Source organism: Neobacillus paridis (assembly GCF_016765675.1).
In the GTDB taxonomy this organism is placed as follows: domain Bacteria; phylum Bacillota; class Bacilli; order Bacillales; family Cytobacillaceae; genus Neobacillus; species Neobacillus paridis.
Genome location: NZ_JAESWB010000373.1, coordinates 1 through 510 on the forward strand (window position 1 = coordinate 1; position 510 = coordinate 510).

A 510-nucleotide genomic window follows, 5' to 3' on the forward strand; every position below is an offset into this window, starting at 1 on the left:
AAGATCTTACTATTAAAGAAATTGTCGCTAATCGCAAGAGTTTTATTCGATGTGATAGCGGGGAAAGTGTCATGACCCCGATCTAAGCCATGTTGCGGTCTTTTTTTTATGCAAAAGTGGAGCCACACTTGAAGGAGTGTAGTCATTGTGCCGTCATGCAGGTCTAACTTAGGCTACGCTGAACAAGCCTTCTTTTTCCGGTGAGACTGGCCTATATGGCTGGATCCAAATAAAGGGACGGTTTCAGTGCCTTGTTTATAGCCCTTACGGCCAGTTACTCCAGGCTTTTCAGCCTGTTTTGCCTACTATGGGCGTACTGGTGCCATGAGCCTATGGCGTGCCAGGTAAATATTAGCCAACGCCAGCGCCGTGAAGGCCCGGTTGGCATTCTTGGGCAAGCCGCGATAGCGCACCTTGGTAAAGCCCCACAGTCGCTTAACCACGGCAAACACGTGTTCTTCCCGTGCCCGGATTTTGGACTTGTTGCGATTCTTTGCCGGTTTTGCTTCG

The 510-nt window shown here is 49.6% G+C and carries 1 protein-coding gene; it reads right to left on the minus strand.

What is annotated here, in order from left to right; translation table 11 throughout:
* Positions 1–305 precede the first annotated feature (305 nt).
* Positions 306–510 (minus strand): transposase (locus tag JK635_RS29245; protein ID WP_202656334.1); only part of this gene is annotated, 205 nt, incomplete at its 5' end.